The organism is Micromonospora sp. C41 (genome assembly GCF_018070485.1).
Taxonomy (GTDB): domain Bacteria; phylum Actinomycetota; class Actinomycetes; order Mycobacteriales; family Micromonosporaceae; genus Micromonospora; species Micromonospora chalcea.
Map to the genome: position 1 here is coordinate 59,281 of NZ_JAGPXP010000028.1, position 24,213 is coordinate 83,493.

Annotated in this window: 26 protein-coding genes; 9 read left to right on the plus strand and 17 right to left on the minus strand. The window is 73.7% G+C overall.

Annotated features, from left to right (window positions below):
- Window positions 1-39: 39 nt before the first annotated feature.
- The 4 genes from KBX43_RS24975 to KBX43_RS24995 all read right to left on the minus strand — a co-directional run bounded on the left by KBX43_RS24975 (window position 40) and on the right by KBX43_RS24995 (window position 3,197).
- Entirely contained in the window at window positions 40-522 is a 483-nt protein-coding gene (locus KBX43_RS24975) for an SRPBCC family protein (RefSeq protein WP_043327932.1), read from the minus strand.
- A gap of 114 nt (window positions 523-636) precedes the next feature.
- Complete coding sequence (locus tag KBX43_RS24980; RefSeq protein WP_043327931.1) at window positions 637-846, minus strand: DUF397 domain-containing protein; 210 nt, start codon at window positions 844-846, stop codon at window positions 637-639.
- Window positions 847-1,020: 174 nt separating this feature from the next.
- Window positions 1,021-2,220, minus strand: coding sequence for a fumarylacetoacetase (gene fahA / locus KBX43_RS24985; protein WP_043330870.1), 1,200 nt, complete (start codon window positions 2,218-2,220; stop codon window positions 1,021-1,023).
- A 110-nt stretch (window positions 2,221-2,330) separates the two neighbouring features.
- The gene (locus tag KBX43_RS24995; RefSeq protein ID WP_210887382.1) at window positions 2,331-3,197 is read right to left on the minus strand and encodes a hypothetical protein; all 867 of its coding nucleotides are present in this window, start codon (window positions 3,195-3,197) and stop codon (window positions 2,331-2,333) included.
- A 94-nt stretch (window positions 3,198-3,291) separates the two neighbouring features.
- Between KBX43_RS24995 and KBX43_RS25000 the strand changes: the two genes are divergently transcribed.
- Window positions 3,292-4,458: a homogentisate 1,2-dioxygenase gene (locus tag KBX43_RS25000; RefSeq protein ID WP_210887385.1), complete on the plus strand. Its 1,167-nt coding sequence runs from the start codon at window positions 3,292-3,294 to the stop codon at window positions 4,456-4,458.
- 55 nt (window positions 4,459-4,513) lie between these two features.
- Here KBX43_RS25000 and KBX43_RS25005 read toward each other — a convergent pair whose 3' ends face one another.
- From KBX43_RS25005 to KBX43_RS25015, 3 genes are read right to left on the minus strand one after another with little or no spacing between them, the layout of a single operon-like run.
- The gene (locus KBX43_RS25005) at window positions 4,514-5,554 is read right to left on the minus strand and encodes an NAD(P)-dependent alcohol dehydrogenase (RefSeq protein ID WP_064446761.1); all 1,041 of its coding nucleotides are present in this window, start codon (window positions 5,552-5,554) and stop codon (window positions 4,514-4,516) included.
- Between the two features lie 46 nt (window positions 5,555-5,600).
- A complete protein-coding gene (locus KBX43_RS25010) occupies window positions 5,601-6,689 on the minus strand; it encodes a lipopolysaccharide assembly protein LapB (protein ID WP_113973635.1) in 1,089 nt (362 codons plus the stop codon).
- 50 nt (window positions 6,690-6,739) lie between these two features.
- Window positions 6,740-8,092: a BTAD domain-containing putative transcriptional regulator gene (locus tag KBX43_RS25015; protein WP_210887388.1), complete on the minus strand. Its 1,353-nt coding sequence runs from the start codon at window positions 8,090-8,092 to the stop codon at window positions 6,740-6,742.
- A 176-nt stretch (window positions 8,093-8,268) separates the two neighbouring features.
- Between KBX43_RS25015 and KBX43_RS25020 the strand changes: the two genes are divergently transcribed.
- Window positions 8,269-8,799 (plus strand): hypothetical protein, encoded by a 531-nt coding sequence (locus KBX43_RS25020; RefSeq protein WP_210887391.1) that lies wholly within the window; start codon window positions 8,269-8,271, stop codon window positions 8,797-8,799.
- A gap of 38 nt (window positions 8,800-8,837) precedes the next feature.
- On the opposite strand, the gene ispF is transcribed toward KBX43_RS25020, so the two are convergent.
- On the minus strand, window positions 8,838-9,320 hold the full coding sequence (gene ispF / locus KBX43_RS25025; RefSeq protein WP_104114853.1) for a 2-C-methyl-D-erythritol 2,4-cyclodiphosphate synthase: 483 nt from the start codon (window positions 9,318-9,320) through the stop codon (window positions 8,838-8,840).
- 163 nt (window positions 9,321-9,483) lie between these two features.
- Between ispF and KBX43_RS25030 the strand changes: the two genes are divergently transcribed.
- Window positions 9,484-10,590, plus strand: coding sequence for a hypothetical protein (locus KBX43_RS25030; RefSeq protein WP_197494894.1), 1,107 nt, complete (start codon window positions 9,484-9,486; stop codon window positions 10,588-10,590).
- A gap of 8 nt (window positions 10,591-10,598) precedes the next feature.
- On the opposite strand, the gene ispD is transcribed toward KBX43_RS25030, so the two are convergent.
- Window positions 10,599-11,294 (minus strand): 2-C-methyl-D-erythritol 4-phosphate cytidylyltransferase, encoded by a 696-nt coding sequence (ispD, locus tag KBX43_RS25035; protein ID WP_210887394.1) that lies wholly within the window; start codon window positions 11,292-11,294, stop codon window positions 10,599-10,601.
- 53 nt (window positions 11,295-11,347) lie between these two features.
- Complete coding sequence (locus KBX43_RS25040; protein WP_007073334.1) at window positions 11,348-11,833, minus strand: CarD family transcriptional regulator; 486 nt, start codon at window positions 11,831-11,833, stop codon at window positions 11,348-11,350.
- Between the two features lie 328 nt (window positions 11,834-12,161).
- Between KBX43_RS25040 and KBX43_RS25045 the strand changes: the two genes are divergently transcribed.
- Window positions 12,162-12,857: a hypothetical protein gene (locus KBX43_RS25045; RefSeq protein WP_043327922.1), complete on the plus strand. Its 696-nt coding sequence runs from the start codon at window positions 12,162-12,164 to the stop codon at window positions 12,855-12,857.
- A 7-nt stretch (window positions 12,858-12,864) separates the two neighbouring features.
- Here the strand turns inward: KBX43_RS25045 and KBX43_RS25050 are convergent, their stop codons facing one another.
- The 4 genes from KBX43_RS25050 to KBX43_RS25065 all read right to left on the minus strand — a co-directional run bounded on the left by KBX43_RS25050 (window position 12,865) and on the right by KBX43_RS25065 (window position 16,620).
- Window positions 12,865-13,464, minus strand: coding sequence for a hypothetical protein (locus KBX43_RS25050; protein ID WP_064446766.1), 600 nt, complete (start codon window positions 13,462-13,464; stop codon window positions 12,865-12,867).
- A gap of 39 nt (window positions 13,465-13,503) precedes the next feature.
- Window positions 13,504-14,550, minus strand: a complete 1,047-nt coding sequence (locus KBX43_RS25055; RefSeq protein WP_205798899.1) for a type III polyketide synthase — start codon at window positions 14,548-14,550, stop codon at window positions 13,504-13,506.
- A 105-nt stretch (window positions 14,551-14,655) separates the two neighbouring features.
- Window positions 14,656-15,822, minus strand: coding sequence for an acyl-CoA dehydrogenase family protein (locus KBX43_RS25060; protein ID WP_043327919.1), 1,167 nt, complete (start codon window positions 15,820-15,822; stop codon window positions 14,656-14,658).
- Window positions 15,823-15,864: 42 nt separating this feature from the next.
- Entirely contained in the window at window positions 15,865-16,620 is a 756-nt protein-coding gene (locus KBX43_RS25065; RefSeq protein WP_210887396.1) for a methyltransferase domain-containing protein, read from the minus strand.
- Window positions 16,621-16,665: 45 nt separating this feature from the next.
- On the opposite strand from KBX43_RS25065, the gene KBX43_RS25070 reads away from it, so the two are divergent.
- The 4 genes from KBX43_RS25070 to disA all read left to right on the plus strand — a co-directional run bounded on the left by KBX43_RS25070 (window position 16,666) and on the right by disA (window position 21,258).
- Window positions 16,666-17,496: a UbiA family prenyltransferase gene (locus KBX43_RS25070; protein ID WP_104112832.1), complete on the plus strand. Its 831-nt coding sequence runs from the start codon at window positions 16,666-16,668 to the stop codon at window positions 17,494-17,496.
- A 142-nt stretch (window positions 17,497-17,638) separates the two neighbouring features.
- Window positions 17,639-18,388: a hypothetical protein gene (locus KBX43_RS25075; RefSeq protein ID WP_043330867.1), complete on the plus strand. Its 750-nt coding sequence runs from the start codon at window positions 17,639-17,641 to the stop codon at window positions 18,386-18,388.
- Window positions 18,389-18,492: 104 nt separating this feature from the next.
- The gene (gene radA / locus KBX43_RS25080) at window positions 18,493-19,938 is read left to right on the plus strand and encodes a DNA repair protein RadA (RefSeq protein ID WP_064446858.1); all 1,446 of its coding nucleotides are present in this window, start codon (window positions 18,493-18,495) and stop codon (window positions 19,936-19,938) included.
- A gap of 129 nt (window positions 19,939-20,067) precedes the next feature.
- A complete protein-coding gene (gene disA / locus KBX43_RS25085) occupies window positions 20,068-21,258 on the plus strand; it encodes a DNA integrity scanning diadenylate cyclase DisA (protein ID WP_030502855.1) in 1,191 nt (396 codons plus the stop codon).
- An 8-nt stretch (window positions 21,259-21,266) separates the two neighbouring features.
- On the opposite strand, the gene KBX43_RS25090 is transcribed toward disA, so the two are convergent.
- The 3 genes from KBX43_RS25090 to KBX43_RS25100 all read right to left on the minus strand — a co-directional run bounded on the left by KBX43_RS25090 (window position 21,267) and on the right by KBX43_RS25100 (window position 23,197).
- Window positions 21,267-22,019: a hypothetical protein gene (locus KBX43_RS25090; protein WP_064446769.1), complete on the minus strand. Its 753-nt coding sequence runs from the start codon at window positions 22,017-22,019 to the stop codon at window positions 21,267-21,269.
- A gap of 105 nt (window positions 22,020-22,124) precedes the next feature.
- On the minus strand, window positions 22,125-22,688 hold the full coding sequence (locus KBX43_RS25095; RefSeq protein ID WP_043327917.1) for a peptide deformylase: 564 nt from the start codon (window positions 22,686-22,688) through the stop codon (window positions 22,125-22,127).
- Complete coding sequence (locus KBX43_RS25100; protein WP_013288949.1) at window positions 22,685-23,197, minus strand: glycine cleavage system protein R; 513 nt, start codon at window positions 23,195-23,197, stop codon at window positions 22,685-22,687. The genes KBX43_RS25095 and KBX43_RS25100 overlap by 4 nt, the downstream gene beginning before the upstream one ends.
- Window positions 23,198-23,293: 96 nt before the next feature.
- Between KBX43_RS25100 and KBX43_RS25105 the strand changes: the two genes are divergently transcribed.
- Window positions 23,294-24,193 (plus strand): A/G-specific adenine glycosylase, encoded by a 900-nt coding sequence (locus KBX43_RS25105; protein WP_064446859.1) that lies wholly within the window; start codon window positions 23,294-23,296, stop codon window positions 24,191-24,193.
- The last annotated feature ends 20 nt before the right edge of the window (window positions 24,194-24,213 follow it).

Consider the following 24,213-nt stretch of genomic DNA (forward strand, 5'->3'; position numbering starts at 1 on the left):
GCCAGGTCCGGGCCGGGCGCGGCGAGCGGCCAGGTCGGCTCAGGCGGCCTCGGAGGACCGGGCCGGTCCGGCGGCCAGCGCCAGGTCGGCCAGGTCGCGTCGGAGCGCGCCCTCCACCGCGCGGGCGGCCAGGCCGCCGAGAATCAGGGCCAGCACCCGGCCGTACGGGCGGGTCGGCGCCGCCTCCTGCTCGACCGTGACCTCGGTGCAGCCGCGGCGTCGCCGCTCGACGGTGCGCAGCGTCCAGGTGATGCGGTAGTCCGCGCCGGCGCCGCGCGAGCCGAGCACCAGGCGGCTCGGGGCGACCGCCTCGATCACCTCGAACTCCTCCGGTTCGGCGCCGCCGTCCGGCCGGACGCGGGTCTCCCGCCAGGTCGAGCCGGGCCCGAACCCGCCGCCGCCGAGGACCTCGACCGCGCTCACCGCCGAGAGCCAGTCGGCGCGGGCCGGGAGGTCGGTCAGCAGGCGCCACAGGTCGGCGGCCTGCGCTTCGATGAATGCGGACACCGTGACCGTCGACATGGCACCTCCCGTGTCGTACACGGTACGGGCCGTGACCGGAAACGGGGAGCCTCGCTGTGACATTTCCACCGCCGGTGCCCCGATCGTCGGGGCACCGGGGTGTGGCACTGACGGTCAGCCGCGGAACGAACCGCCCCGCAGCGCGGTGACGAACGCGGCCCAGCCCGGGGGGCTCACCGCGAGCGCCGGGCCGTCCGGGTCCTTGGAGTCGCGTACGCCCACCACGCCGTGCGCGGCGACCACGTTCGTCGCCACCTCGACGCAGAGGCCCTGATCGTTCGAGCGGCTGCTGGTGCGCCAGACGGCGCCGGTCAACTCGGTCATGCTCGTCCTTCCTGTTCGGCTACCCGGGTACGCCCCCCGACCCGGCACCATCGGCGGCTCCGTTCCGGCCGGGAGCCGCCGTCCGGGGCGTACGTGATCCGGAGCGATAAACGCGGAAGGAAACGGCCCCGGTCGCACATCGGGTGCGACCGGGGCCGTTCGGGATGGCAGAACTCAGCGGGCCGGGAGGATCGTCCCGGTGACCTCGCCCAGCGCGACAGTGGTGCCGTCCGGGCCGGGCGCGGTGGCGGTGATCGTCACCGTGTCGCCGTCCTCCAGGAACGTCCGCTCGCTGCCGTCGGCGAACTTGACCGGCTCGGACCCGCCCCAGGTCAGCTCCAGGAACGACCCGACCTGGCCGCGCTCCGGACCGGAGACGGTGCCGGAGGCATAGAGATCACCGGTACGCAGCGACGCGCCGTTGACGGTGAGGTGGGCGAGCTGCTGCGCCGGGGTCCAGTACATGCCGGCGAACGGCGGCTCGGCGACCCGCTCGCCGTTCCACTGCACCGACAGCGTCAGGTCCAACCCGAGGTGCGGCGTGTCGCGCAGGTAGTCCTGCACCGGCGGGTCCTGGTCCGGCGCGGGTACGAACGCGTCGGCGAGCGCCTCCAGCGGCGTCACCCAGGCCGAGACGGACGTGGCGAACGACTTGCCGAGGAACGGCCCGAGCGGCTGGTACTCCCAGGCCTGGATGTCCCGGGCCGACCAGTCGTTGACGAGCACCACGCCGAAGACGTGGTCGGCGAAGTCGGCCACCGGCACCCGCTCGCCCAGCCGGCTCGGCACGCCCACCACGAAGCCCACCTCGGCCTCGATGTCCAGCCGTACCGACGCGCCGGTGGTCGGGCCCTGCGCGCTGGCGCGCTGCCCGGTCGGGCGGATCACCGGGGTGCCGGAGACGACCACGGTGCCGGCCCGGCCGTGGTAGCCGATCGGCACGTGCTTCCAGTTCGGCAGCAGCGGCGGCTGGCCGGGCCGGAAGATCTGCCCGACGTTCGAGGCGTGGTGCTCCGAGGAGTAGAAGTCGACGTAGTCGGCCACCTCGAACGGCAGCGCCATCTCGACCTCGCGCAGCGGCACCAGCAGCGGCTCGACCGCCGCCCGGTGCTCCGGTTCGGTGAGCAGCTCGACGACCCGCTGCCGGACCGCCGTCCACTGCGGGCGGCCGAGCGCCATGAAGGCGTTGAGCGTCGGCCGGCCCAGCGCCCCGCCGGCCAGCACCAGACCGGCGGCCTCCGCGCCGGCCAGGTCCAGCGCGAAGTCACCGATGCGGACGCCGATACGCGGCTCGCCCTCGCCGTGCCGGAACACGCCGTACGGCAGGTTCGTCACCCCGTACGGCGACCCCGCCGCCCCTGGTACCCAGGTCATGCCGTGCCGGCCGGGCACGCCCTCACGGCCCTCGCTCCGCTCGGTGCGTTCAGTCATGCCGTGCAGACTGGGCACGCCCTCACGGCCCTCGCTCCGCTCGGTGCGTTCGGTCATGCCTCGAAGCCTCCGTTCACCAGCCCCAGCCGGATCAGATCGGTAAGTGGTTCGGAGATGCTGCACGAGCCGTACCCGACCCAGAGCGGGCGCTCGGCGTCGCGGTGCGCCCGCGCCGGCTCGACCACACGGACCGGGTCGGTGGCGGCGAGCAGCTCGGCCACGCCGTCCACCTCGGCGCCCCCGACCGCGGCGAGCGTGGCGCCCAGCACGTTGACGAAACCGTGGTGGTTGAAGCCGGTCTCCGGGTCGCGGTGCCGGATCGCGTGGTGCAGCCCGGCGGTGAGCTTGAACGGCAGCTTACGGTCCCGGCAGGCGCAGATCACCGCGGCCAGCTCGACCGGGGTGGGGAACAGCTCGGCGGCGAGCCCGCCGGTACGGAACTTGGCGGCCACCGGCAGCCCGCCCGCGCGCGCCTCGGCGAGCGTGTCGAGCGCGCCCATCAGCCCGAAGGTCAGCGGGATCTCCGCGTAGACGGCGGTGCCGTCGAGCCGGTCGGCGAGCGCGACCAGTTCGGACAGCCCGGGTTGCGGGTCCTCGCCGCGCTTGGCGACCGGCGCCTCGATCTGCCGGGCGGTCACCCCGTCGGGCGCGAGCGCGTCCAGCGCCTGCGGGAGCTGGTCCAGGCCGGTGTCGCCGATCAGCCCGATGACCAGCCCTTCGGCCGGGTCCACCAGGCCGCGCAGCGACCCGCGCTGGATCTCCGAAGCGGGCAGCAGCAGCGGGCCGACCATGTCGGCGTACCAGGCGGCGCGGTGGGTGCGGTGCGCGGTCACCGCGTCGGGCAGCGCGGCGTTTCCGGGCGGAAAGACCGCGGCGTCGTCCACCAGGCCGGAGAGGAGGCGGGGCACCTGCGTTGACACGAGACAAGAATGTACGGGACGCTACGAGGAACGGACAACAGCGTCCGATTATCGGACGCCACCGGCCGGAGAACGGGACATATCGGGAGGCGAAATGCCGTACTACCGCAGCGTCGGCGACGTGCCGCGCAAGCGCCACACCCAGTTCCGCCAGCCCGACGGCACGCTCTACGCGGAGGAACTGGTCGGCCAGGAGGGCTTCTCCTCCGACTCGTCGCTGCTCTACCACCGCCACGCGCCGACCGCGATCCTCGCCGCCGAGGAGTACGCCCCGCCCACCGTCACCCGCGTGCCGAACCTGCCGCTCAAGCCGCGTCACCTGCGCACGCACAAGCTCGACGGCACCGGCGCGGACCCGGTGCTCGGCCGGCAGTACCTGCTCGCCAACGACGACGTACGCATCGCGTACGTGCTCGCCGACCGCCCGTCACCGCTGTTCCGCGACGCCACCGGCGACCACTGCCTCTACCTGGAGGCCGGGTCGATGCGGGTGGAGTCGCCGTTCGGCGTGCTCGACGCGGTCGCGGGCGACTACGTCGTCATCCCCACCTCGACCATCCACCGCCTCGTGCCCACGGGCGACGAACCGACCCGGCTGCTCGCCGTGGAGGCGTCCGGCCACATCGGCCCGCCCAAGCGCTACCTCTCCGTACGCGGCCAGTTCCTGGAGCACGCGCCCTACTGCGAGCGCGACGTCCGGGGACCGGACACGCCGCTGCTCGTCGACGGCGAGGAGGTGGAGGTGCTCGTCAAGCACCGCCGCGGGTGGACGAGGTACGTCTACGCCAACCACCCGTTCGACGTGGTCGGCTGGGACGGGCACATGTACCCGTGGGCGTTCTCCATCCACGACTTCGAGCCGATCACCGGGCGGATCCACCAGCCGCCGCCCGTGCACCAGACGTTCCAGGGCCCGAACTTCGTGATCTGCTCGTTCGTGCCGCGCAAGGTGGACTACCACCCGGCCGCCATCCCGGTGCCGTACAACCACCACAACGTCGACTCCGACGAGATGCTGTTCTACACCGGCGGCAACTACGAGGCCCGGCGCGGCTCCGGCATCGAGCAGGGCTCGATCTCGCTGCACCCGTCCGGCTTCACCCACGGCCCCCAGCCGGGCGCGGCCGAGCGCTCGATCGGCGCGGAGTTCTTCGACGAGCTGGCGGTCATGGTGGACACGTTCCGCCCGCTCGACCTCTGCGACGCGGCCGCCGACTGCGAGGACGACGGCTACGCCTGGACCTGGGCACGCAAGCCCTGACGTACGCGAAAAGGGGCCGCGCCCGGCACGGACGCGGCCCCTTCGCACGCGGTCGTCAGAACGTCGAGGCGTCGATGACGAAGCGGTAGCGCACGTCGGAGGCGAGCACCCGCTCGTACGCCTCGTTGATCTTCTCGGCTCCAATGACCTCGATCTCGGCGCCCAGCCCGTGCTCGGCGCAGAAGTCGAGCATCTCCTGGGTCTCCGCGATGCCGCCGATGTTCGACCCGGCGAACGACCGGCGGGCCGGGATCAGCGAGAACGCGTGCACCGACAGCGGATCCTCGGGCGCGCCCACGTTGACCAGCGTCCCGTCCACCGCGAGCAGCCGCAGGTACGCGTCCATGTCGAGGGTCGCGCTGACCGTGTTGATGATCAGGTCGAACGAGTTGGCCAGCTCACGGAACGTCTCCTCGTCCGAGGTGGCGTAGTAGTGGTCGGCACCGAGCCGCAGCCCGTCCTCCCGCTTCTTCAGCGACTGCGACAGCACAGTCACCTCGGCGCCCATCGCGTGGGCCAGCTTCACGGCCATGTGGCCGAGACCGCCCATGCCGATCACCGCAACCCGGGTGCCCGGCCCGGCGTTCCAGTGCCGCAGCGGCGAGTACGTGGTGATGCCGGCGCAGAGCAGCGGCGCGGCGGCGTCCAGCTCGATGCCGTCCGGGATGCGCAGCACGAAGTCCTCGGTGACCACGATGGCCTGCGAGTAGCCGCCCTGGGTCGGCTTGCCGTCCCGCCCCACCCCGCCGTACGTGCCGGTGCTGCCCTTCAGGCAGTACTGCTCCAGCCCCTTGCGGCAGTTGTCGCACTCCCGGCAGGAGTCGACCAGGCAGCCGACGCCGACCCGGTCGCCGACGGCGAACTTCGTGACCGCCGAGCCGACCTCACGCACCACGCCCGCGATCTCGTGGCCGACCACGATCGGGTAGCGGGTCGGGCCCCACTCGCTGCGCGCGGTGTGGATGTCGGAGTGACAGATGCCGGAGAACTTGATGTCGATGAGAACGTCGTCCGGGCCGAGATCCCGCCGCTCGATGGTGGTCGGGACGAGCGGTTCGGTCGCGGACGTCGCCGCGTAGGCATTGACGGTGAGCACGGGTCCCCGCATTCCTTGAGCCGGTGTTTCCGGTCCTCCTACCCTCTCACCGGCGAGCGAACGCGGTGAGTCCGGCCACCACCGACGCGGTCACCACCCCGGCCAGCGGCCACGGGCTGCCGACCAGCGCGTACACGAGAAGCAGCAGCACCGCGGCGGCGGCCGCCCAGACCGGCACGGCCAGGCCGCGCGACATCGCCTCCCGCAGGCCGGGCCGCCACGTCGCCGGACGCCGCAGCAGCACCGCCACGCCGGCCACCGACAGCGCCGCGAACAGCCGGGACGCGCCGGACGAGGCCGGGGCCAGGACGCCGGCCAGCAGGCTCGCGAGCAGCGACCAGCCGGCCACCGACAGCAGGAGCCGCCGGATCCCGTCGTCCACGGTCCGGACCGGGTCGGGCCGGGCCACCGGCAGGTCCGCCAGCGCGGTCAGGTGCTCCAGCGTCTCGGCGTAGCGGCGTCGCTCCAGCCGGGCCACGCCCACGTCCTGCCCCGCCTCGCCCAGCTCCGGGTCCAGCCGCAGCGCCTCCCGGTAGGCCCGCTCGGCCAGGTCGAACAGTTGCAGCCGCACCGCGACCAGGCCCAGCACCAGGTGCGCCTCCGGCTCATCCGAGGCCAGCTCGACACCCCGCCACGCCGCGTCCAGCGCCGCCTGCCCGTTGCGCGACGCGGAGAGAATGGCGGCGGCGCTGCGCTGCGCGTACGCGTCGCCCGGACCGCGCGCCAGGATCTCGTCGGCGGTGGCCGCTGCGGGCTTCCAGCGTTCGAGGTCGAGCAGCGCGAAGCCACGGGCCACGAGCACCGGCAGGACACCCCCGGCCGTGTCGGCGGCACGCGTCCCGGACGTCTCAACGGCAACGGGCGGCTCGACGGCGGACGTTTCGCCGTCGGCTGTCACGGCGTCCGGAACTGGGGTCACGGCCGTCTCGGCGACGGCCAGCGCCTCCGCCGGACGCCCGGCGGCCAGGTGCATCCGGGCCAGCATGGTCAACGCGGGCAGGTGCCCGGGCTCGTCCGCGAGCAGCGCGGTGAGTTCGCCGACGCCCTCGTCGTAGCGGCCCAGCTCGGCGAGGAGATGGGCGCGTTGCAGGTAGCCGTCGGCGGCGGACTGGTCGGGTGCGGCGTCACTCGGCATCCCGGCGAGCGTATCCGCCCCGGCCCACCAGCTGCCGACAGCTCCCGTCGTCAGGAACTCCGGCAGGCGACGCCCGCCCGGCCGCCACACGTCCCGAGGCTGCACCACCGGCGCAGCCCGCTCTCGTCCAGGAACAACCACCCGCAGCTCCGGTCCGGGCAGGCCCGCACGGTGAACCGGGCCGGATCGGCGAGCAGTTGCGCGCCGCTGAACGCAGCGGCGTGCACCGGCACCCGAAGGCCGGCGGCGAGGTCCGGCCACCAGCGACCGCGTCCGTCGACCGCGCGCCGGAACGCGAGCGTACGGGCGGCGGCCTCGGCGGCCCGGGCGACCGCTTCGAAGGCCGGGCCGTCGTCCGGGTCGACCAGGCTGGTGTAGAGCGCGGCGCGGAGCGTACGGGCCTCGTCGAGCACCACCTCCGCCGCGCCGGGATCGCGCCGGGCGAGGTGAAGCAGACGGTTCATCGACACCTCGTCCACCAGCCCGACATGGCCGGCCCAGACAGCAAGGGTGCGATAGCCGCGCAGCCACTCGGCGCCGGGCAACGGGGACTCGCGCCCCCAACCGGCGAGGGTGTTGCAGAAGTCCAGGGCCGGGTGGCCGCCCACGCTCCACGGCAGGCTCTCGTCGTTCACCCGGATCTCGTGCATCGGCCGGCCGACCCGGTCCAGGCGGTCGTCGCCCGCGAGCACCCGCCGCTGCACCTCGCGGAGCCGGGGGCCCGGCTCGACACCGAAGTCGGCCACGAGCAGGTCCCGCGTGGCGCGGTAGAGGCGCAGCGCGTCGGCCCGCCGGGCACCCCGGTACAGGGCGGTCATCAGGACCGCCACGAGGTGTTCCCGCGTCGGGTGCTCGGCGGCCAGCGGCAGCAGTTCGGCGATCGCCCGCGTGTGCTGGCCCAGCGCGAGCTGCGCCTCGGCCCGTAGCTCCACGGCCACCAGGCGCAGCTCCTCGACAGTGCCGTGCAGCCGGTGCCGCAGCTCGTCGTCCGCCGCGTCGGCGAGCAACGGCCCGCGCCAGAGAGCCAGCGCCCGGTCGAGCGACCGCACCCGCTCGGCGGGATCGGCGGCTCGCCCGGCACTCCGGACCAGTTCGGCGAACTCGTCGACGTCGACCCGGTGCCCGTCCTCCTCGACCACGTAGCCCTCGCCCCGGGTGCTGATCCGTACTCCGTACGCGTGGAGCGAGCCCCGCAGCCGCCCGACGTACGTCTGCACCACGCCCCGAGCGGCGGCCGGCGGCCGGCCGTTCCAGAGCAGGTCGATGAGGCGGTCGGTCGGCACCACGCGCCCCACGTCGAGCAGCAGCATCCCGAGCAGGCATCGCTCCTGGCGTCGGCTGCCGACCTCGACCGGCCGACCGTCGTGGCGGGCCTCGAACGGCCCGAGCAGGCGGAACTCCATACCGAACAGGACCGGTCGATCCGGGCCGGAGGTTGCCGTGCGGCGGTGATCGCATGGTCAGCCGTCCGGTCGTCCGGTCCGCCCGCTCGGAACAGCTCCGCACAGTGCGGTCAGCCCGTGGTGAGCCGGCCCGGCGATCCTGACCGCCCTGACCACCGACGAGATGGAGAGCGGACATGCGTTTCAGGATGAGCGTCGCGGTGGCGGCGGTTGTGGCAGTGGTTGTCGCGGCGCTACCCGGCTCGGCGACCGCCGCGCCGGACCGGCACCACGGCGTCGGCGCCTGGGAGCCGGCCCCGCAGGCGCCATTCGAGTTGCCCGCCGGCGCGCGATGCGAGTTCGCGGTACGCGTGGAGCCGATCGTGGACGAGGTGCGCAAGTTGACGCTCGCCACGTATCCGGACGGCGCACCGAAGCGGGAACTGTTCACCGGCGCCCTGATCAACCGGGTGACGAACCTGGAGACCGGCGCCACGTCCACCGCTGACGCGAGCGGCACCTCGCTCGTCGACTACCGCACCGACGGCTCGATGACCTGGTACGTGACCGGGCCGGTGCTCCTCGGCTTCCGGGAGAACGCCGGCACGCTGCCGAAGGGGCTGTGGATCGTCGACGGCCAGTTCCGGGTGGAGTTCTCCCCCACCTACGACAAGACCATCACGATGCTCCACGGCACGACCCGCAACGTCTGCACCGACGTCGACTGATCGGGTGACGCGGTGACCGGCGTCCCCCGGTCACCGCGTCAGCCGGCCGGGGCCTCGTAGACCAGGGCCACCGCGATCCCGGCCAGCCCTTCCCCACGCCCGGTGAAGCCGAGGCCGTCGGTGGTGGCGGCGGACACGGTCACCGGCGCGCCGACCGCCTCGGAGAGCACCCGCTGCGCTTCCTCCCGGCGCGGCCCGATCTTGGGGCGGTTGCCGACGACCTGCACCGACACGTTGCCGATCTGGAAGCCCGCCGCCCGTACCCGGCGCGCGCTCTCGGTCAGCAGCGCCACCCCGGAGGCACCGGCCCACTCCGGCTGGTCCACCCCGAAGTTCGCGCCCAGGTCACCCAGGCCGGCGGCGGAGAGCAGCGCGTTGCAGGCGGCGTGCGCCGCCACGTCGGCGTCGGAGTGACCGGCCAGGCCGTCCTGGTCCGGCCAGTGCAGGCCCGCGACCCAGCAGGGCCGCCCGGCCGCGAACGCGTGCACGTCGGTGCCGACGGCCACCCGAGGAACGATCATGACCAGAGGGTACGCGCTGCGCCTTGACGGCCGCCCGGGCTGTGGTTAGCTTGGTTTCTGTACGCCCCAGTGTCGCCTCTGCCTCGCGCATGCGCCTGGGGCTCTTTCTTGCCGTCGGCGCGCCGGACAATCCGCCGCGATCGTCACGCTTAGCATCCAGCCCGTGACGCCACACCCCCATGCGCGAACCGTGCATCACTGGATCTCCCTCGGCAGGTTCCATCCCTATCTGGCTGCCGCCGGTGGCGACGAGAGCAAGGCCTGTGAGCTTTACGAGTGGAGCGTCGCCCTGACGGGCGCGTCGTTCGAGGCGTTTCACTACGTCGAGGTCGTCACCCGCAACGCGATAGATCGGGAGATGAGGGCGCACCTCAACGAGCCGGGCCGCGGTATCCCATGGTTCCTTCTGACGGTCAGCGGTAAGCGCCAGGTGCAGGATGGAATCGATCGAAACGTCTCCGAGGTCCGCGCGCGCTTGCGTCGAGAGCACTCCCAGAAGGAAACCCGCGACCAGATCATCGCGGGCTTGAGCTTCGGCTTCTGGGTCTCGATGTTGGGTTCGGAGCACGAGCAACTCTGGCGGGAGGCCCTGCACCGTGCCTTCCCCTACTCGTCCGGCAAGCGCCACGATGTCGCCAGCGCCATGAATGCGCTCCGGGTGTTCCGCAATCGGCTGGCTCATCATGATTCGCTTCTCGCCACCGACGTGCCGTTCCGCCTCAGCCAGATGATCGATGTCGTCGCGTGGGCGGACCCGGACGCCGCCCGCTGGCTCAGGAGGATCGAGCGGGTGACCGAGGTGCACCGACTGCGCCCAGCCGCCCGCAACGACACCGTGGTGGTCCCCGCCAGGAACGCATGGGGGCTCTATCAGTCGACGCGAGCGTACGTCTGCCAGGCGGGCAGATCATTTCAACCTGTGGATCATCTGGCCTTCTACTCTCAGCGCCAGATCCTTCCAGAGGTGCCCAAGATTCTCTTTCGGCTCGACAACGTCGATTGGACAGTCGGTGAGGTGAACCGGCTCCGAGCGACGGGCGAACGGCGCGACGCCCTCCTCGCCGACATCATCGAGGTCAGCCGCAAGCAGGGGTGGACCGAAGGGCGCTATCAGGTATTCGGCCTCACCGCGCCAGGTTCGGCTGGCCACCTGACGCTACCGACGCCCATCCCGCATCACAGCCGAGGCAGAGGTAGCGCCTTCACCCAGGGTCAGCGGTATGTCGTCCGAGACCGCCTGCGCCGGGCTCGATCCACCGCCGACCTGTGAGGAGTACGTCAGGCGCCGGTGGACAGCAGGTGTTCGGCCAGGGACAGGTCGAACGGGCGGGTGATCTTCAGGGCCAGCTCGGAGCCGGGTACGCAGGTGACCGCGATCCCCTGCTTCTCGACCAGCCCGGCGTCGTCGGTGAGCGCGTCACCCGCCGACGAGTGGGCCGCGAGCAGCACCGAGCGGCGGAAGCCCTGCGGCGTCTGGACCGCCCGCAACGCGGACCGGTCGACGGTGCCGAGCACCCGCTCGGCCGCGTCGACCTCCTTGACGGTGTCGACCACCGGCAGCACCGGGATCACCGCGTCGTGCCCGTCGCGAACCGCCGCCGCCACCGACTCGACCAGGCCCGGCGGGGTGAGCGCACGGGCGGCGTCGTGCACCAGGACGATCTCCGGACCGGCGGGCACCGCTGCGAGAGCCGCCGCCACCGACGCCTGGCGCTCGGCGCCACCGGGCACCACTGTCACCGGCGCCACGGGCGCCAGCATCGCGCGTACCGCCTCGACCTCGGTGGCCGGTGCGGCCACCACGATCGTGTGCACAGAGGGCGCGGCGGCGACCCGGCGGACGGCGTGCACGAGCAGTGGTTCACCGGCGAGCGGGCGGAGCGCCTTGGGGGCGCCGGGTCCGAGGCGTACGCCGGCACCGGCCGCAGGAACGAGGACCGCGACGTCACCGCGCGGATTGAGCTGCGCGGTCACGTCGCGGTCCTCGGATTCGTTCGCTGCGGGGTGGGTAGAGGCAGAGGTGTGGATCAGGCCTCGGTCAGCACCTTGTCGAGCAGCGTCTCGGCCTCGTCCTTGGTGCTCTTCTCGGCCAGCGCGACCTCGCCGACGAGAATGTCACGAGCCTTGGCGAGCATCCGCTTCTCGCCCGCCGACAGGCCCCGCTCCCGCTCCCGGCGCCACAGGTCGCGGACGACCTCGGCCACCTTCAGCGGGTTACCGGAGGCCAGCTTCTCCAGATTCGCCTTGTAACGCCGCGACCAGTTGGTCGGCTCCTCGGTGTGTGGTGCACGGAGCACGTCGAAGACCTTGCCCAGGCCCTCTTCGCCAACCACCTCGCGCACACCCACGATCTCGGCGTTCTCGGCGGGAACCCGGACCGTCAGGTCACCCTGTGCGACCCTCAGGACGAGGTATTGCTTGGGCTCGCCCTTGATGACCCGAGTCTCGATTGCCTCGATGAGTGCGGCCCCGTGGTGGGGGTAAACAACGGTCTCGCCGACACTGAAAACCATAGGTTCGAAACCCCTTTCGCTGTGTCTAGGGTAACACGCTCAGGCACCGATGTCTCACCGCTGTCCTGACCGTTGGCGCAGCTCAGGGGCCCTGTGAGAGGTATTTCTTCAGCTTGACAGGCGGCCAAACCGATGGTTTCAACACGCTCCGTGAGGATCACGTGACAACCCGGTAAGGGGTGACGGGAGCGTCCAGATCTAGGGCAATGCGCTCCTTCCATGGTAGCTCCGCAAGTCCGTCCGCGCCCAGGTGTGGCGTTACGGCGGCCGGTGCGGGACGCTGGGAGAGGACGCGACGTCCGCTCACCGAGACGTTCCTGGGGGTCCGATGGGCGTGCCTGACGCTGACGGCCAGGGGCCGCCGGACGGGCTCCCCGGCCTGCCCCCGGAGTGGGGCCGCGTGGTCGTCCCGGACGACGCCTCGGCGCTCGCCGACGAGGCCCGGCAGGTCCGCCGGGAGCTACGGCGGGCACGAACGGCCGCCGGCCGGCGCACCGGCTCACTCCGCCTCGGACTACCGGCGCTGATCCTGCTCGTATCGGTGCTGATCACACTCGCCGGCCTCGCGGCGGTCACCTGGCCACGCGCCACCCGGTCCGGCGCACCGACAGTGCTCCCCCACGGCGGCGGCGCAGCACCGCAACCGGTCGGCCCGCTTCCCGCGCTGGACCTGGTCGGCGCAGACGACGTGCCGGTGCCGCTGCGCAGCATGCTGCCCGCCATGATCATCCTGACCGACGCCTGCGCCTGCGCCGAGCAGGTCACCGCGGCGGCCGGAGCCGCCCCGCCCGGCGTCACGGTGGTCACCGTGACCGCGGGCCGGCGGGCCGGCTCGGCGAGCGTCCCGGGGGTACGCCCACTCGGCGACCCGGCCGGCGGGCTGCGCTCCTACCTGCACCTGTCCGCCCAGCCCGGCATCGCCCCGGCGCTGCTGGTGGACCGGCAGGGCGCGCTGGTGCGGGTGGTGCCGGAGCTGGGCCCGCTGTCGGACTACCGGGCCGACCTGGCCCGGCTGGCCGGCTGAACGACCGTCAGTAGAGCGCCTCGAGCCGGGCGTCCAGGTCGGCCCGGCCCCTTATCGCGACGAACCGCATCTGCACCAGCTCGCCACTGCCGCCCACCACCGGCACGTCCAGCTGCCCGCCGCAGCGCAGCGCCCGCCGGAACTCGTCGTCCCCGAGGCCGGAGACGAGTACGACGACCAGCCCGTCACCGGCGCAGCTCACCGACAGCCGGTAGTTGTCGCCCCGCGTGGGCCGTACCTGCCGGACGACAGGCGGCCCGCCCGGCGTCAGCCGGGACCTCTCCCGCCACACGACGTGCGACACCTGGAGCAGACGCGTCGTGCCGTCGTCCTCCACCCGTATCACCACCGAGCGGTCCGGCTCGGCACGCGGCACGCGGCGGTTGTCCAACGCCGCTTCGCGCCCGGCGCGTGGCACCGGACGCGCCTCGCCCGTCGACGGGTCGACCCGCCAGTTGCGCGGGGCCAGATCCACGCTCGCGGGCGCGGCCGACGTGGCCGGGCCGGGCTGCGGGGCCGCCGACCGCCACCAGGCCGAGCCGAGCAACAGCGCCAGGACGGTCAGGCCGGCCAGCAACGCCCGCCCGTCCCGCTCCTCGGAGGCCATGCGGGCAGCGTATCGGCGCGGCGCGACCGGGGCGACCCGTCAGCCCACGCGTTCCAGCAGCGCCGCGTAGAGCGTCAGCCCCGGCCCGAACGCGAGCATCACCACCCAGCGCGGCGGCGACGGCTCCGTACGCCACAGCCGGTCCAGGATCAGCAGCGTCGTCGGGGACGAACAGTTGCCGTGCTCGGCGAGCGTCCCCCGGGAGGCGGCGAGCCCGTCCGGCGGCAGCGCCAGCTCACGCTCCACCACGTTGAGGATCCGCGGCCCGCCCGGGTGCACCGCCCAGCCGTCCACGTCGGAGCGTTCGCACCCGTGCCGTGCCAGCAGCTCGTCGACCAGGGTCCGCACGTGCCGGGAGAGGACCTGCGGCACCTTCGGCGACAGCCCCATCCGGAAGCCGGTGTCGGTGACGTCCCACGTCATGTGGTCGGCCGTGGAGGTGTCGGTGACCGAGGTGACCTCGCGCAGCGCGTACCCCCGGCCCCCGGGGACGACCACGGCGGCGACCGCGGCGTCCGAGAACAGCGCGTGGGAGACGATCTGCTGGGTGTCCACCCGGGCGCCCGGCGGCTGGATGTGCAGGCTGGTCAACTCCGCGCAGAGCAGCAGCGCGGGACGCCCCCGGGCGGTGACGAAGTCGCTCGCCGCGCCCAGCCCGGGCAGGGCCGCGTAGCAGCCCATGTGCCCGACGAACATGCGCTGGGTGCTCGGCGACATGCCGAGGTCCCGGGCGAGCAGGATGTCCAGCCCCGGGGTGGCGTACCCGGTGCAGGAGCAGACGATGAACATCCCGATGTCGGCGGCGTCCAGGCCGGCGGCGGTGAGCGCCCGGCTGACCGCCTCCTTGCCCAGCGGCAGCGCCTCGACCTGGTAGCGGCGCATCCGGCGCTCGGTCGGCCACTCCGAGACGTCCTCCAGCAGCGGGTTGACCGCCGCCTGCCGCCGGGTGACGCCCGAGTTCGCGAAGATCCGCTGCGCCAGCGCCCGGGTGTTCCCCTGGAAGTGCCCCGCGAAGAAACCCGTCCACAGCTCGTCCTGGTCCGCGCCCGGCGGATGCGCCGTACCCAGGCCCGCGATCACCGGCATGCCCACGTCCCCCACCCCTCCCTCATCTCTCGCACCAACCCTGGTCACCCGGCAGCCTTTCGTTCGCGACTGCGGGGCTCGCAAAACCGGCTCGCTCCTCGCGCTTCACCAACGAGGGAGCGCGCTGTCCCGGTCCGGGTCGCCGCCGAGCGCGGCGATGCCGAGCCAGTCGGCGCACACGTCGGACGTGGCCGGGTGCAGCGAGCCGCAGCGGGCGTCCCGGTAGAGCCGCTCCAGCGGATGCCCGCGCCGGGTCGCCGAGGTGCCGGCCGCCTCCAGCATCGAGGCGGCGACCTCGGCGGCGGTGGTGCCGGCCAGCAGCTTGGCCCGCCACACCCAGCGGTTCGTCTCGGCGTCGCCGGGCGCCTCGTCGACCCGGCGGGCCGCCTCGGCGACCACCAGTTCGGCGGCGGCGGTGGCCGCGTCCGCCCGGCCCAGGCGGGCCCGCACCGCGGGCAGCCCGGCGAGGTTGCGGGCGTTGAGGTGCTCGGCGGCCGCGTCGATCGCGGCCCGGGCCACGCCCACGTAGACCGCCGCGTAGCTCGCCACCAGCCAGTGCGGCATGAGCTGCGCGACCACCAGAGCCAGCCCCTCGACGCCGCCGAGCAGCCGGTCGGCCGGAACCGTCACGTCCAGGTGCACGTCGTGCGACGAGGTGGCCCGCATGCCGAGCGAGTCCCAGGTGGGCTCCACGGTGATCCCGTCCCCGGCCGGGACCAGGAACTGCGACACCACCGACTGGTCGGCGGCGCTGCGGGCGGCCACCAGGTAGCCGTCCGGATGGCCGGCGCCGGAGCAGAACGTCTTGCTGCCCTTGATGTGCCAGCCGCCCTCGACCGGCTCGTAGACGGTGCTGAGCTGCGACAGCCGGGCGCCGGCGCCGCGTTCGCTCATCGCCACCGCGTACCAGGCGCCGTCGGCCGCCGCGCGCAGCAGCCGGTCCCGCGCCGCCAGCGCCTCATCCGGTACGCCGAGCGCCTCGGCCAGTTCCTCGGTGACCGCGCCCAGCGCGCCGGTGACCGAGGCGTGCATGTTGAACACCAGCGCGGTCGCGCCGTTGCCCCGGGCCAGTTCGGTGGCGACCGCCGCGTACTCGGCGAAGCTCGCGCCCGCGCCACCCAGCTCGGGCGGCACCATCAGCCCGAACAGCCCGGCCGCCCGCAGGTCCGCGAAGTCTTCCACGGGGAACGAGCCGTCGCGGTCGTGCCCGGCCGCGCGGGCGGCCAGTCGCGGCGCCAACCGGCGGGCCGCCTCCAGCGCGTGCACAGTCATGTCGCCCCCTTCTCGGCGTCCCTTTACCCCGGGCGGCCCCGGCTACCCGCCCCGGCGCCCCCAGCCCTGGTACAGCACCGCCGCCGACCGGGTCGGCACCATGCGCGGCTCGGTCCTCGCCGGACGGTCGCCGCCGCGCATGCGGCGCAGCAACCAGGCAAGCGTGCCGCCCAACTCCGGGCGGACCCCGCGTACCTCGAGCGACACGCCGTGCCGGGCGCACTCGGCGACGAGCGCGCGGGCGTCGACGAACAACCGGGGGTCGTGGATGCCGCGCGGCACTGTGGGCAGCCGTTCGCCCAGCTCCACCGCGACCAGCCGGGCCAGCAGCGTGTCGTTCAGCGTGTCCAGCACCAGCAGGCCGCCGGGCCGCAGCAGCCGGCACGCCTCGGCGACCGCGCGCCGCCAGTCCGGCACGTGCTCCAGCACCTCCCCGGCGGAGACCACCGCCGCGCAGGCGTCGGTCAGCGGCACCGCCGTCGCGTCGCCCTGGACCGCTGTCACCCCGTGGTCGGCGGCCTGGTCCAGCGCGGAGCGGGTCAGGTCCACCCCGACGTGGCGGTAGCCCTTGCCGGCCAGGTGCGGGGCCAGCAGCCCGGCGCCGCAGCCCAGATCGACGAGCAGCTCGTCCGGCGTGGACGCCGGTGGCACCAGCGCCGCGCGCGCCCGCGCCAGCCAGTGCAGCATCGCGAACGCGCCGTCCGGCCGCCACCACTCGTCGGCCAGATCGTCGTACTGCCGGGGGTCGTTCGGCGGCAGCACCCGGTGCGGAGTGGACACCCCGGGCACGTCAGGCATGCGTCGAGCGTGGCACGACTGCCCGGTAACGACCAGACTTCCCTTATGTCGACACGGGTGTTAGGGCTGGTCAGGGCGAGCCATCCGGAACCCGCTGCGGCGGTCACCGTGGTCGCCGCGCTGCTCGCCGCCGGCGCCGGGCACTCTGCGGCCGGCGTCGCGGCGGTGGCGCTGACGGTGCTGGCCAGCCAGCTCGCTGTCGGCTGGAGCAACGATCTGATCGACGCCGAGCGGGACGCCGCGGTGGGGCGTACCGACAAACCGGTGACCACCGGCGCGGTCAGCCGGCCGGCGCTGGCCCGGGCCGTCGTGGTCGCCGCCGTCGCCACCCCGCTGCTGGCGCTGGCCGGCGGCCCGGCCGCGGCGGCCTGCGCCACGCTGGGCCTGGTCTCCGCGCTGCTCTACAACCGGCCGCTGAAGTCGACGGCGGTGTCGGTGCTGCCCTACGCGGTCTCGTTCGGCGCGCTGCCCGCGTTCGTGGTGCTGGCGCTGCCCGGCTCGCCCGCGCCGCCGGCCTGGCTGGTGGCCGCCGCCGCGCTGCTGGGCGCCGGCGCGCACTTCGCGAACGTGCTGCCCGACCTGGCCGACGACGCCCGGACCGGGGTGCGCGGCCTGCCGCACCGGCTGGGCCCCGCCGGCAGCCGGCTCGCCGCCGCCGGGCTGCTCCTGGCGGCCACCGTCGCGTTGGTCTTCGGCCCGCCGGGACCGCCGTCGTGGGCCGGGCTGTCGGCCGTCGCCGCCGCCGTCGCCGTGCCGGCCCTCGGCTGGTACGCGGGACGCGCCGCCGCCGGACGCTCGGCCAGCGCCTTCCGGGCGGTGCTGGTGGTGGCGCTCATCGATGTGCTGCTGCTGGTGACGAGCGGCCGGGTGGTCTGACGGTCTCCCTCGCCGGGTGGCATTGCCGGGTCCGCGTGCGGGCCTCGATCAGCTCCAACTACCCTGGAGCGCGGTCTGCGCGGGTATGGCCACCCCGTGCCCGGTGGTCGACCGGGCGGGGATCGTGACGAGGAGGACCGACGTGACGCGCTCGATCAGGGGTTCCCGGGGGCCGGCCCTGCTGCTGGCCGGCACGGCGGCGGCGAGCCTGCTGCTGTCCGGGTGCGGCACCGGGCAGATTTCCGAGACCGCCAACAAGATCCCGTCGGTACAGGGCGTCAACGTCCAGACCTCCGACAACCTGTACAAGGTGCGCGGTCTCTACGTGCGGACGCCGGGGCCGAAGGGCTACGAGGCGGGGTCGAACGCGCCGGTCAACGTGGTGATCTACAACGACAGCGAGAAGCCGGTGACCGTGACGGTCACCACCGACAGCGCCCGGGAGATCGTGCTCACCGGTTCCGGCGCGGGCGAGAGCGGCGCCGCCACCCCGACCGGTTCGCCCACCGAGCCGGGCACCGCCTCGCCGACCGCGAGCGACCCGAGCGCGTCGCCGAGCCAGTCGCTGGGGACGTCCGAGTCGCCGTCGGCCAGCCCGTCGCCGAGCGAGACCGGGTCCGCGCCCGCCGGTCAGCCGGCCCGGATCGAGATCCCGGCGCTCAGCTACGCCCAGCTCAACGCCGACAACCCGCGGTTCCTCCAGCTCGTCGGCCTGAACCAGAAGCTGCTCGTCGGCCAGCAGGTCAACCTGACCTTCGACTTCGGCGACGGCAAGGTCATCACGACCCCGGCGCCGATCGGCATCCCGCTGACCGCGGAGCCCACCCCGTCCAAGATCGTCAACCCGCGTGAGCACGGGGCCGAGGACGGTGGCGTCGAGGGCGGCCACTGACCCCCGTCCTCCTTCCGTCGGCACCGCCGCCGTGGCCAGCGCCACGCCGGCGGTGTCGCCGTTTCCGGTGGGCTTTCGTCGTACGGGACGGTTAGCGTCCTGTGGTGACCACGCCCCGATCGACCCCCTCCCGTGCCGGCGCCGGCCGCGGTCGCGCCGCTCGCGAGCCCCGTCCGGCCTACGAGTGCGACGCCTGCGGTCACCAGCCCCCGAAGTGGGTGGGCCGGTGCCCCGAGTGCGGCGAGTGGGGCTCGGTGGTCGAGTCCACGATCACCGGCCCGCTGGTCTCCGGCCGGGTGGTCAGCTCGCGGATGCCGGCCGAGCCGGCCCGGCCGATCGCCACCATCAGCGCCGCGCCCGCCCGCGCCCGGGCCACCGGCGTCAGCGAGCTCGACCGGGTGCTCGGCGGCGGCCTCGTTCCCGGCGCGGTGGTGCTGCTCGCCGGTGAGCCGGGCGTGGGCAAGTCGACGCTGCTGCTCGACGTGGCCCAGCAGTGGGCCGCCGGGGCCGGCAGCCCGTCGCTGGTGGTCAGCGGCGAGGAGTCGGTCAGCCAGGTGCGGCTGCGCGCCGAGCGGATGGGCACCCTGCACGACCAGCTCTACCTGGCCGCCGAGAGCGACCTGTCGGCGGTGCTCGGCCACCTCGACGCGGTCAAGCCCGGCCTGCTGGTGCTCGACTCGGTGCAGACCATCTCCACCACCGGCACCGAGGGCGTGCCCGGCGGCGTCACCCAGGTCCGCGCGGTCACCGCCGCCCTGGTCGCGGTCGCCAAGGAGCGCGGCATCGCCACCGTGCTGGTCGGCCACGTCACCAAGGACGGCCAGGTGGCCGGCCCCCGGGTGCTGGAACACCTGGTCGACGTGGTGCTGCACTTCGAGGGCGACAAGCACTCCTCGCTGCGCATGGTGCGCGGCGTGAAGAACCGCTTCGGCGCGGCCGACGAGGTGGGCTGCTTCGAGATGCACGAGGGCGGCATCAGCAGCCTGGCCGACCCGTCCGGCCTGTTCCTGACCCGCTACTCCGAGCCGGTGCCGGGCACCTGCGTGACGGTGGCGATGGAGGGGCGCCGGGCGCTGGTGACGGAGGTGCAGGCGCTGATCGGGGCCACCGTCGCCGGTTCGCCCCGGCGTACCGTCTCCGGCCTCGACAGCGCCCGGCTCGCCATGGTTCTCGCGGTGCTCCAGCGCCGGACCGAGCGGCTCACGCTGCACGACCGGGAGGTCTTCGCCGCCACTGTCGGCGGCATCCGGGTGGTCGAGCCGGCGGCCGACCTGGCGGTGGCGCTCGCGGTCGCCTCCGGCGGGCTCAACCTGGCGCTCAACCCGCATCTGGTGGCCATCGGCGAGGTCGGGCTCACCGGCGAGGTACGCCGGGTCGGCGCGGTGCCCCGCCGGCTGTCCGAGGCGGCCCGGCTGGGCTTCCGGCTGGCCCTCGTGCCGCCCGGGTGCGGGCCGGAGAGCAGCGGCGCCGGGCCGGAGAACATGCGCGTGATCGAGGTCACTGACGTGCGGGCCGCCCTCCAGGCCGCCGCCCGCGCATCGGCGGAGTGACACGGTGGGATCCGCCGGGCGTTCCCGGACACGCGGCGCAGCCCGTGAAGAGCCGCCCGAGCCGGGCATCGTGACACATCACAGTAACCACGAGAGCACCCACCGCACGGCAGTCCGTAGACTGTGCCCGTGCCGATCGACCGCGATGCCACCAAGCCCGCAACGGCGACGCCGCACGCCCGTACCGGCGCCGTGAGCGGCAACCCCGCTCGTGCCATCAGCGTGAGCGTCAACGGAAGCGTCGGCGGCGGGGCCGGTGGCGACCCGCTGCGCGCCAACCTCGCCCTGATGGCTCCCGGCACCGCCCTGCGGGACGGCCTGGAGCGGATCCTGCGCGGCCGCACCGGCGCGCTGATCGTGCTCGGCTACGACAAGGTGGTCGAGCAGATCTGCACCGGCGGCTTCCCGATGGACGTGGAGTTCTCCGCCACCCGGGTCCGGGAGCTGTGCAAGATGGACGGCGCTGTCGTCCTCTCCAGCGACGGCACCCGGATCGTGCAGGCCGGCGTGCACCTGATGCCCGACCCGTCGATCCCGACCGAGGAGTCCGGCACCCGGCACCGCACCGCCGAGCGGGTGGCCCGGCAGACCGGCTACCCGGTCATCTCGGTCAGCCAGTCGATGCGGATCATCAGCCTCTACGTCAACGGCCAGCGGCACGTGCTGGACGACTCCGCGGCCATCCTGTCCCGCGCCAACCAGGCGCTGGCCACGCTGGAGCGCTACAAGCTGCGGCTGGACGAGGTCTCCGGCACGCTCTCCGCGCTGGAGATCGAGGATCTGGTCACCGTCCGCGACGCGGTGGCTGTGGTGCAGCGGCTGGAGATGGTCCGCCGCATCGCCGACGAGATCGCCGGTTACGTGGTGGAGCTGGGCACCGACGGCCGTCTGCTGGCCCTTCAGCTCGACGAGCTGATGGCCGGCGTGGACGCCGACCGCACCCTGGTCATCCGCGACTACCTGCCGGTCGGCCGCAAGTCACGCACCCTGGACGAGGCGCTCGTCGAACTCGACCTGCTCAGCGCCACCGAGCTGATCGATCTCGTGGCTGTCGCCAAGGCGATCGGCTACCCGTCCGCCTCCGACGCGCTCGACGCGGCGGTCAGCCCGCGCGGGTTCCGCCTGCTCGCCAAGGTGCCCCGGCTGCCGGTCGCCGTGGTCGACCGGCTGGTGGTGCACTTCGGCAGCCTCCAGCGGCTGCTCGGCGCGACCGTGGAAGACCTCCAGGCGGTCGAGGGCGTGGGCGACGCACGCGCCCGTGGGGTCCGCGAGGGCCTGTCCCGGCTCGCCGAGGCATCCATCCTCGAACGGTACGTCTGACCGACCGCTCAGCCGGTGATGGTCAGCTTCACCGGCTCGCTGATCTTGGTGCCGACGCGGGCGAACACCTGGTACGCGCCGATCGCCGCGAACTCACCGTTCGCGAGCCCGTTGGCGCACCGGTTGTCCACCCGGCCGTTCCAGCCCAGCTCGTAGGAGCGCTCGAAGTTCGGCGTGAACGACTGCGGGTCCGAGCCCTTGCCGGTGCCGCACGTGTCCGAGGACCAGATCTTCTCCGCGCCCGCCTTGATGTACAGCTCCTGCAGATCGGCGCCCACGTCCCGGCTGCACGTCCGGTTCGACACGTTCTTGACCTTGAGGCGCAGCGTGACCACAGTGCCCCGCTGGGCGGTGGCCGGCACCGCGACCGGCGTCACCAGCAGCTCCGAGTCGGTGCAGTTGCCGTCGTCCGAGACCGGCTGCCCGTTCGCGCCGCCGTTACCGGTGCCGCCGCCGTTGTTCGCGCCGCCACCGGTGTTGCCGCCGCCGTCGCCCGTACCGCCACCGGTGCTGCCGCCGCCCGCGTCACCGGCCGTCGGTGACGGGCTGCCCGACTGCGGGGTCAGCACCGAGCCGGACGGGGCCGGCTCAGCCCCGGCGGAACCGGTCGGCGACGGGTCCGTGCCCGGCGCGCCGGTGTTGCGGTCCGTGCCGGTGCACGAGTAGAGCAGGACAATCAGGAAGAGCAGGCCCGCTCCGAGCACGACGGCACGACGCCGCCAGTACACGGCAGGGGGCAGGGGGCCGACCGTCAGACGCATGATGCGCCTACCGTAGCCGCGCGGCGCACGGCTCGCCGGTCCGACGCGCCGGGAACCCGCCGCCGTACGGCCGCCTCCGTCCACACCGGATAGCCGCCACCACCGTCAGAGGTAGACCTTGCGCTGGTAGATCGCGTGCGCGCCGGCCACCCGGTCGAGGAAGAGCAACCCGGCACAGTGGTCGATCTCGTGCTGGAGCGCGCGCGCCTCGAAACCGTCGGTCACCAGCCGGACCGGCTCCCCGGTGCCCGGCAGCACGCCCTCGACCACCAGCCGGCTGGCCCGCTTCACGTCGCCGGTCAGGTCCGGCACCGACATGCAGCCCTCCCGGCCGGCCTTCCACCGGCTCGCCTCCACCACCCGCGCGTTGCAGAGCACGAACGTGCCGTGCACGGTGACCGCCTTCGGGTGCCCGGTGACGTCCACCGCGAACACCTGCGCGCTCACCCCCACCTGCGGCGCCGCCAGACCCACACAGCCGGGCGAGACCCGCATCGTGGCCACCAGATCGGCGGCGAGGCGTACCACCTCGGCAGACGTCGGGTCGACCTCCGGGCCGGGTTGGCTCAGCACCGGCTCCGGGGCGGTGACCACCGGACGTACCTCGCCGGGGACGCCGAGCTTCTCCGGGGTCCAGCCGCCCAGGCCCGCGTACTCCGGCCCGGTCACAGCAGATCCGTGTCCGCCGGGCGGAGGCTGACCCCGACACCCAGCTCCGCCGCGACGCGGGTGAGCCGGCCGGCCACCTCGTCGGAGACGCCCGGCGGCAGCTCGACCTCGGCGACCACCACGTAGAGCGAACCGGTCAACCGCGTGCTCAGGTCGGTCACGTTCCCGCCCGCGTCGGTGAGTACCCGGGTCATCGCCGCCACGATGCCCATCCGGTCGGCGCCGTGCACCGCCAGCACGTACGGCTCCCCAGTGGGCTCGCTGCCGCCGTCCGGCGTGACCGCGCGTACGGTGGCCAGCAGATGCCCGTCGGCGGCGAGCGGGGCCAGCGCGGCCTCGACGTCGGCGGCGGCCGGGCCCACGCAGATCAGGGTCATCGCGAAGTGTCCACGCAGCCGGGTCATAGTCGAGTCGGTGAGGTTCGCGCCGAGCCGGGCGAGGACCTCCGCGACGTCGGCCACGATGCCCGGCCGGTCCCGGCCGATGACGGTGATCGCGAGCTCGTTCATTCGGACATTCTGCCCCGTCGCCCATGATCGATCGCGCCCGGCCACCCGCCCCGCCCAACCTGCGGGAAAGACAGCCGTGACATGATCGGCGGCGCGATGTCCGAGCCCACATTCGCCACCCAGGTCAGCCGGTGGTACGAGCGCAACGCCCGCGACCTGCCCTGGCGCAAGCCGGGCATCGGCGCCTGGGCGATCCTGGTCAGCGAGGTCATGCTCCAGCAGACGCCGGTGGTCCGGGTGGTGCCCGCCTGGGAGGCGTGGCTGGCCCGCTGGCCGGATCCGCGCGCGCTCGCCGAGGACACCCCGGCCGAGGCGATCCGGATGTGGGGACGGCTCGGCTACCCCCGCCGGGCGGTACGCCTGCGCGAATGCGCGGTGGCCGTCGTGGAGCGGCACGGCGGCGTGGTACCCGACCGGCTCGATCATCTGCTGGCGCTGCCCGGCGTCGGCACGTACACGGCTCGCGCGGTCGCCGCTTTCGCGTACGGGCAGCGGCACCCCGTGGTGGACACGAATGTCCGGCGGGTGGTGTGCCGGGCGATCGCCGGTGAACCCGACGCCGGTCCGACGACCCGCCCGGCCGACCTGGTCGCCACCGAGGAACTGCTGCCGATCGAGCCGGCCGCCGCCGCGCTGGCGAGCGCCGCGTTCATGGAACTCGGGGCGGTCGTCTGCACCGCCCGCGCCCCGCGCTGCGCGATCTGCCCCGTCGAGTCGAGCTGCGCCTGGCGGGCGTCCGGCCAGGCGGCCCCCACGGGACCGACGCGCCGCCCGCAGCGCTACGCCGGCACCGACCGGCAGGTACGCGGGCTGCTGCTCGCCGTGCTGCGGGAGTCCACCGGGCCGGTGCCACATCAGCGGCTGGACCAGGTCTGGCACGACGACGTGCAGCGGGCGCGAGCGCTGGCCGGCCTGGTCACGGACGGCCTGGTGGAACCGGTGGGCGAGGAGTCGTTCCGCCTGGCCGGCGACGGCCCCGCCGTCCCCCTCCCCTGACCGCCCCCACCCCACCCCTC